The organism is Alcanivorax sp., from assembly GCF_051117345.1.
GTDB lineage: Bacteria > Pseudomonadota > Gammaproteobacteria > Pseudomonadales > Alcanivoracaceae > Alcanivorax.
In genome coordinates this window covers 1-6,970 of sequence record NZ_JBNPEC010000193.1, presented here as the reverse complement: position 1 = coordinate 6,970, position 6,970 = coordinate 1, and the positions used below count along the sequence as shown (strand labels likewise).

Here is a 6,970-nt window from a genome sequence, read left to right as displayed (position 1 = left end):
TTGTAGCTTGTAGCTTGTAGCTTGTAGCTTGTAGCTTGTAGCTTGTAGCTTGTAGCTTGTAGCTTGTAGCTTGTAGCTTGTAGCTTGTAGCTTGTAGCTTGTAGCTTGTAGCTTGTAGCTTGTAGCTAGAAGCTAGAAGCTAGAAGCTCGTAGCTATTATTTGATTAACCGAAGGGTCAACGGATAACGATAGCGCTCCCCTCCATTGGCTTTCACCGCAGCAATGATGGTCATCACCAGCCAGAAGATGCCGATGATGGGCAGCAGAAGACCGCCAATGACGACGAACATCAGCAGGAAGGCAACAAAGCCGGCAATGGAAATGGTGATGTTGAAGTTCAACGCTTCTTTGCCCTGATCATCGACAAAGGCACTTTCATCTTTCTTGACCAGCCACATGATCAGCGGCCCCAGTATATTGCCGAATGGCACCACCAGACCCGCCAGTGCCAGCAGGTGGCAGGCAAGGCCCAGGCTGCGTTCTTCCTTTTTCGTTTCGCTCTGGGTCTGCTCCAGATCGGACATTGTTCGCTCCTTGATAACGGTATTGGCTTGGTGATGTTGTTACTGACGGATGGTGCGCCGGTTCGGTAACGGCTGCTCGCTGTTCGAGCGGAACGGATTGATATCGATACCGCCACGACGAGTAAAGCGCCCGTAAACGGTCAGGTGACGCGGGGAACACTGGCGCATCAGGTCGACAAACATCTGCTCGATAATCTGTTCATGGAAGCCCTGATGATTACGCAGAGACACCACGTAACGCAGAAAACTGGCCGGGCTGATGGCGCGGCCGGTGTAGCGTACCACCACCGTGGCCCAGTCCGGCTGGTTGGTCACCGGGCAATGACTGCGCAGCAGGTGAGAATAGAGTTGTCCGGTCTGCTCGGCACCCTGGTCACACAACAGCAAGTCCGGGCGATATTCGTAATGCTCGAAACCGATGTCGATGTTGTCCACACACTGGCCGCGATCTTCCCACACTGGAAAGCCGGCGGATTCTTCCAGGGAATACAGCAATACTTCCATGTTGCCACCCACCGTCTGCGCCACATCCTTTTCAATCGTGGCGCGCACCTTATCGCGGTTTTCAAAACGGGTGTTGGCAAAGGAATTCAGATACAGCTTGAGTGATTTGGATTCCACGATGTTGGGGGTGGTGCAGGGAATGCGCAACTCGCACAGAGCCACCACCGGCTTGCCCTTTTCATTGAGCCAGGACAGCTCGTAGGCATTCCAGATATCCGTGCCGTGGAACGGCAGGCTGGTATCTTCATCACCCAGCTCTTCCAGCTCGAGAGATTCCCGCGCATCCCAGCGCGGCACCGGGCACAGCAGCGAGGGCATGTACTCATCCACGTAATCGCTGGATCGCCCCAGTGGTGTTTCTTTCAAATAGCTCATGATTACCTCTTGGCACACCCGTCCTTGGATTATATTCCCATCATAATCCGATTGTTTAGTGGCGAATACCCGTACCACGTTGCAACAACCATAGCGCCAACAGATAGAACGCCACCACAAAAGCCAAGATCGCCCCCAACGAGGCATAAACGTTCACATCACTGACACCCAGCACGCCGTAACGGAAAGCATTCACCATATAAACGATGGGGTTGGCCAGGCTCACCGTCCGCCAGAATTCCGGCAACAGATCGATGGAATAGAACACCCCGCCCAGGTAGGTCAGCGGCGTCAGAATGAAGGTGGGGACAATGGAAATATCATCGAACTTGTTGGCGAAGATGGCATTGATGAATCCTCCCAGGGCAAACAGGGCTGCCGTCAGTATCACCACGGTGATGGTGATCAGCAGGTGCTGCATGGATAGCTGGGTGAAAAACAGACTGAGCAGGCTGACGATCAGCCCCACCAGCATGCCGCGCACCATGCCACCGACGATAAAACCATTGAGAATCACGTGGGCTGGCATGGGTGACACCAGCATTTCCTCAATGGAGTGCTGGAACTTGGTGGAAAAGAACGAGCTGACCACATTGCCGTAGCTGTTCTGTATCACGCTCATCATGATCAGGCCCGGCACGATATATTGCATGTAATTGAAGCCGCCCATCTCACCGATGCGACTACCGATGAGATTGCCAAAGATCACGAAGTACAGCGTCATGGTGATCGCCGGTGGCAGCAGGGTCTGCGGCCAGATGCGGGTAAACCGACGGATTTCCTTGGTAACGATGGTGAGAAAGGCCACCCACTGTTCACGTGGACTCATGATGCTTGCTCCCCGGGCAGATTCTGCTCCACCAGTCGCACAAACAATTCCTCCAGCCGGTTGGCCTTGTTACGCATACTCATCACTTCAAAATTTTGTTCCGCCAGCGCCACGAACAAGGTATTGAGGCTTTGTGATTTCGGCACCGCCACTTCCAGCGTGCGGGAATCTTTCAGCCACACCTCGAACCCTTCCAGTGCCGGCACCTCGGTGACCGGCCGCGCCAGATCCAGAATGAAGGTTTCCACCTGCAGTTTTTCCAGCAGGGATTTCATGTCGGTATTTTCCACGATGACGCCATGATCAATGATGGCAATATGACGACACAGGGATTCCGCTTCTTCCAGATAATGCGTGGTAAGAATGATGGTCTTGCCCTCGCCGTTGATACGGGTGAGGAAATCCCACATGGAACGACGCAGCTCGATATCCACCCCGGCGGTGGGCTCATCGAGAATCAACAACTCAGGCTCATGGACCAGCGCCCGGGCAATCATCAGCCGGCGTTTCATGCCACCGGACAGAGTGCGCGACTGCTTGTCACGCTTTTCCCAGAGGCCCAGTTGGCGCAGGTATTTCTCCGCCCGCTCGCGAGCCAGGGGCACAGGGATGCCATAGAAACCCGCCTGGGTGACGACAATGTCGAACACTTTTTCAAACTGGTTGAAGTTGAATTCCTGGGGCACCACACCAATTTTCATCTTGGCCAGGGCACGCTGGGTATCCAGGGAATGGCCAAAGATGCTCACATCCCCCGCGGTCTTGTTCACCAGGGAACTGATCACACCAATGGTGGTGGACTTGCCTGCCCCGTTGGGGCCCAGCAGGGCAAAGAAATCGCCCTTCTCCACCTGCAGATCGATGCCCTTGAGCGCCTGCACGCCATTGGCATAGGTCTTGGTCAGATTACGAATCGTCAGAGCAGACAAGGATCACCTCGCCAAAATGGTCGAATGGATGATGAAGAGAGGGATCAGTGATCCAGAACCCGGTGGCCATGTTCACCACGCCAGACCCAGTGCATCTGCCCGCCGCTGAACCATACCCACAGCCCTTCCATCATCCAGGGCCAGTCTTCTTCGCTAATGCGGCGACGGCCATGTAACTCGGCCACCAGCACCGCCAGGATAGTGTCATGGGTCACGTGGACATTGAGATGACCACTGGCAGGTTCACGAGCCTTGAGGTAGGCCGCCAGCTTGGAGCGGCCTTCCGCCGGTGACAGCATTCCCTCAAACGGCTCTTGAAGGTGGTGATTGAGGAACTTGAAGGCACCCATTTTCAGGAAGGTGGGCCCCACCTGATTCAGATCCTCCACATAGCACCCGGGCTCTACCAGCGTGGTATCTGTGGTCACCTCGGGGATATCCGCTATCAGCCCCGCCTTGCGAGCACCTTCCGCCATGGCGATGGCGGTATTCACGCAGCGCCCCACCGGGCTGGAATAGAACGCCTCCACCGGCCGCGCCAGCTGGGTGCCCCATTCGCGGGCCATGTCGATACCCTCCGGAGTCAACGGCAGCCGGTAGTCGGCAAAGCCGTTCTTGGCCAGCTCACGCACGGAATGACGCGTCAGCAGATGGACAGGCTTGTCCTTCGGCAACAGGTTAAGGGCTTCCAGCAATCGGGGGTGTAGGCGGGCCATAGTCTCTTCGCTTTCAGTCAGTCCCTAGTGTACGAACGGTCAGGGTGAAAGCAAATGGAGAGCACGCTAAACGCTAACTCAGCGTAAAAGCGCCTTTTGCGCGCCAAGCGTCTGGGGGCATTTTGCATCAGGCGTCGAGATCCTGACGTCCGGCCAATAAAAAAGGGACCCGAAAGGGTCCCTTTTTGTTTGGAGCGGGAAACGAGATTCGAACTCGCGACCCCGACCTTGGCAAGGTCGTGCTCTACCAGCTGAGCTATTCCCGCTTAACTACTTGCCAGCTAATCGCTAGCGAATTAGTGGCGTCCCCTAGGGGAGTCGAACCCCTGTTACCGCCGTGAAAGGGCGGTGTCCTGGGCCACTAGACGAAGGGGACCCGGGCTTGACGTGGTACGTCAAAGCGGCGCGTAGAATAGGTATCTGGTGAGCCATCGTCAAGGAAAAATTTTGTCCCGGTCCGTCATTGACCCGAAAAACCTGTGCTGCTCTGATAATGGCGCGCTATAGCGGCGAAACTTTCGCCACACCGCTGAAAAAACAACCATTTACCGGGAGAGAAGCATGACCATCAAGCTGTACGGAGCCGCCCTGTCGCCCTTCGTCCGTAAGACCCGCGTGGTCCTGGCACTGAAAGGTGTCGACTATGATTCCGTCCATCTCGACCCACACAACCAGCCGGAAGGCCACTAAAAGATCAGCCCCATGAAACGCATTCCGGCCCTGGAAGTGGACGGCCAGTACCTGGCAGATTCCGCCGCCATCTGCGCTTACCTGGAAAAGGTCTACCCGGAACCGGCCCTCTACCCCACCGACCCTCTCGAACTGGGCCGGGTCATCTGGTTCCAGCGTTACGTGGACTATGACCTGGCCATGCGCTGCACCTTCGCGGTGTTCCGCAACCGGGTGGTCATGCGCCTGATCGGCAAGGAATGCGATGAAGAGAAGGTGCAGCACGCCCTGGCAAACACCATCCCGCCCTTGTTCGCCTACCTGGACAAGGAACTGGAAGGCCGGGAATTCCTGGTCGGCGACAGCATGACCGTGGCGGACATCGGCCTGGCCAGCCAGCTGGTCAACTTCAAACACGGCGGCGAAATCGTCGACCCGGCCAAATACCCCAACCTGGCCGCCCACACCGAGCGCATGCACGCCCTGGAGCCTTTTGCCAAGACCATCGAGAAGGAGTCCGGGTTTATTCAGAAAGTGATGGGGTGAGGCAATTAATAATGAATAGTTAATAACTGCGCGTGAAAGCGTGCAGAGACCTGCAACGCAAGGGGCCGCGCCCAAACTATGGACGCGGCCTCTTGCGTTTCAAAAACAGAAAACCAAGATCGCGCGTTATTAATTATTCACTATTAATTATTAATTGGCTTCGTCTCCACCGTCACCAACGCCGCCCGACCATTCGGTGCCACCTTCACCACCGCCACGGCGCCATGGCGTAATTCCCGCTCCAGCTGCAGCGCTTTTTCCTTGGGTGCGAACAGCGCCTCGATGCCAAAGGTGACTCGGCTGGCACCGCCCCAGGGCGAACCGCTGACTCTGCCGCGCAGGTAGATGCCCTGCTCCGGGGGCTGGTGAACGGGAGTCAGTCCGCGCCACAGCTCGCCATCCTGTTCCAAGGGCAGGTAGACCACATCCCCGGGGCGGAACTCCAAGGTGGGTAGCGTACTGAAGTCGTAGCCCAGGCGGGCATAGTTGCCGCGGAACAGATCCCGTGGGTCCACCGGGCGGGTTTCCAGGCGAATTTCCTCGCCCAGCCACAGGGGATAGAAGCCATTGACGAATACCCCGGCGAGAATCGCCACCTGCAGGGTAAGCGCGGCCAGCAAGGCCAGACTCAGAGTGCGCTGCTTCATGCCTGGCCCTCCCCGGATTTCTGCCCCGCAAGACGCTGCTGGCGACGCCAGTAGCGCGCCGCGCCGTAGAGTACCGCTGCCGCTACCAGGAACATGGCCGCCGCGCCCAGGTAATCACCAAACAGGTCCAGATAGCGCATCACCGCCAGCGCCAGCACCAGAGCAATGCCGCTGTAGAAGAACTGGCTGAGGCCTCGCCGCAAGCCCTCCTGGATCAACACAATGGCCGACAGCAACGCCAGCAGGTTCACCGCCACCGCAAACAATGCGGCGTCATCGCGGCTCAACAGGCCATGAATGCCCAGCATGGCGAACGGCAACAGCATCACCAGCAAGCGTCCGCCGGTCTGCCCCAGACGCCGGAACACCAACAGTGATGACGCCAGCAAGGCGGCCAGCAGCCCCAGCCACAACCCCGGGTCCGTCAAGCGGGCCTGCTCATGGAGGTAGCCTTCGGAGAATTCGCTGAAGGTGAACGGCAGCAACAGCAGCAGATAGCCCCGCAGAGTCCACAGGCCGATCAGACTGCCAGCCCGCTGCCAGTGCAGCGCGCCACGGCTACCCAGCCAGCACACCAGCGCATAGAGCAGTGCCAGCAGGCCCATATTCAAGGTCAGGTGCCCGGCCTCGAAGTCCGGGCCGCGGGGGTAGCCATAGGTCCAGCCCAGCAACAGATTCAGCCAGCTCACCCCCACCGCCGCCAGCACCAACATCAGGCCGGCGGAACGAGCCTGCACCGCCACCGCCAGCCCCACGGCCATAAACAGGGCCATGGCCCAGGGAGGCGAAAACTGCCCTTCCGCGAACAGCCAGAGCATGGCCACCGCCAGCATCAGCAGGGTGATCACCCGGCTGCGCACCAGCCAGGCCATGGGCGCCACGCCCAGTGCCCAGTAGAACAGGCCATCAGGGAAGTGTTCGCCAAGATGATAGATCTGCGCGATCAGCATGATGGAGGCGCCATAACTGATGCCGCCGAGAAACAACCAACCGATGCCTTCCCGGCGCTGCAGGTATTGATAGATCCCCACCCCGTTCAACGCCACGGTGGTGGCAATCAAGCCCAGCATCCGCACCACCCGGGGAATGGTCTCCCAGTTGGCCGACACCAGTAGCAGAATGGCCAGGCCGACAAACAACAAGGCCACGGTAACCAGCACCTTGTAGGCCAGTGAGCTGTCTGCATCGTCGTCCAGACGGGTGCCGTAGCGAGCCAGAATCCGGTTGCCC

The 6,970-nt window shown here is 57.9% G+C and carries 8 protein-coding genes, 2 tRNA genes and 1 pseudogene; 2 read left to right on the top strand and 9 right to left on the bottom strand.

What is annotated here, in order from left to right:
- Window positions 1–156 precede the first annotated feature (156 nt).
- The 7 genes from ACFE0K_RS12340 to ACFE0K_RS12310 form a co-directional block, all read right to left on the bottom strand.
- Entirely contained in the window at window positions 157–525 is a 369-nt protein-coding gene (locus ACFE0K_RS12340; RefSeq protein ID WP_434536346.1) for a DUF4870 domain-containing protein, read from the bottom strand.
- 39 nt (window positions 526–564) lie between these two features.
- Complete coding sequence (gene queF / locus ACFE0K_RS12335; protein WP_434536345.1) at window positions 565–1,404, bottom strand: NADPH-dependent 7-cyano-7-deazaguanine reductase QueF; 840 nt, start codon at window positions 1,402–1,404, stop codon at window positions 565–567.
- A 55-nt stretch (window positions 1,405–1,459) separates the two neighbouring features.
- Complete coding sequence (locus tag ACFE0K_RS12330) at window positions 1,460–2,233, bottom strand: ABC transporter permease (protein ID WP_434536344.1); 774 nt, start codon at window positions 2,231–2,233, stop codon at window positions 1,460–1,462.
- A complete protein-coding gene (locus ACFE0K_RS12325) occupies window positions 2,230–3,162 on the bottom strand; it encodes an ABC transporter ATP-binding protein (RefSeq protein WP_434536343.1) in 933 nt (310 codons plus the stop codon). Before ACFE0K_RS12325 ends, ACFE0K_RS12330 begins: the two co-directional genes overlap by 4 nt.
- 44 nt (window positions 3,163–3,206) lie before the next feature.
- On the bottom strand, window positions 3,207–3,878 hold the full coding sequence (locus ACFE0K_RS12320) for a histidine phosphatase family protein (protein ID WP_035246798.1): 672 nt from the start codon (window positions 3,876–3,878) through the stop codon (window positions 3,207–3,209).
- Window positions 3,879–4,068: 190 nt separating this feature from the next.
- Window positions 4,069–4,144: transfer RNA gene (locus ACFE0K_RS12315), tRNA-Gly, on the bottom strand.
- Window positions 4,145–4,178: 34 nt separating this feature from the next.
- Window positions 4,179–4,254 (bottom strand) — tRNA-Glu (locus tag ACFE0K_RS12310).
- Window positions 4,255–4,439: 185 nt separating this feature from the next.
- Here ACFE0K_RS12310 and ACFE0K_RS12305 point away from each other — a divergent pair.
- A pseudogene (locus tag ACFE0K_RS12305) lies at window positions 4,440–4,661 on the top strand (glutathione S-transferase family protein); the annotation flags it as partial.
- Window positions 4,662–4,748: 87 nt separating this feature from the next.
- Window positions 4,749–5,093, top strand: coding sequence for a glutathione S-transferase family protein (locus tag ACFE0K_RS12300; RefSeq protein ID WP_434536357.1), 345 nt, complete (start codon window positions 4,749–4,751; stop codon window positions 5,091–5,093).
- Window positions 5,094–5,236: 143 nt separating this feature from the next.
- Here the strand turns inward: ACFE0K_RS12300 and ACFE0K_RS12295 are convergent, their stop codons facing one another.
- Both ACFE0K_RS12295 and ACFE0K_RS12290 read right to left on the bottom strand, forming a co-directional pair.
- Complete coding sequence (locus ACFE0K_RS12295) at window positions 5,237–5,740, bottom strand: GDYXXLXY domain-containing protein (RefSeq protein ID WP_434536342.1); 504 nt, start codon at window positions 5,738–5,740, stop codon at window positions 5,237–5,239.
- Window positions 5,737–6,970, bottom strand: a 1,234-nt coding sequence (locus tag ACFE0K_RS12290) for a DUF2157 domain-containing protein (RefSeq protein WP_434536341.1), incomplete at its 5' end; no start/stop codon positions are given. The genes ACFE0K_RS12290 and ACFE0K_RS12295, both read right to left, overlap by 4 nt.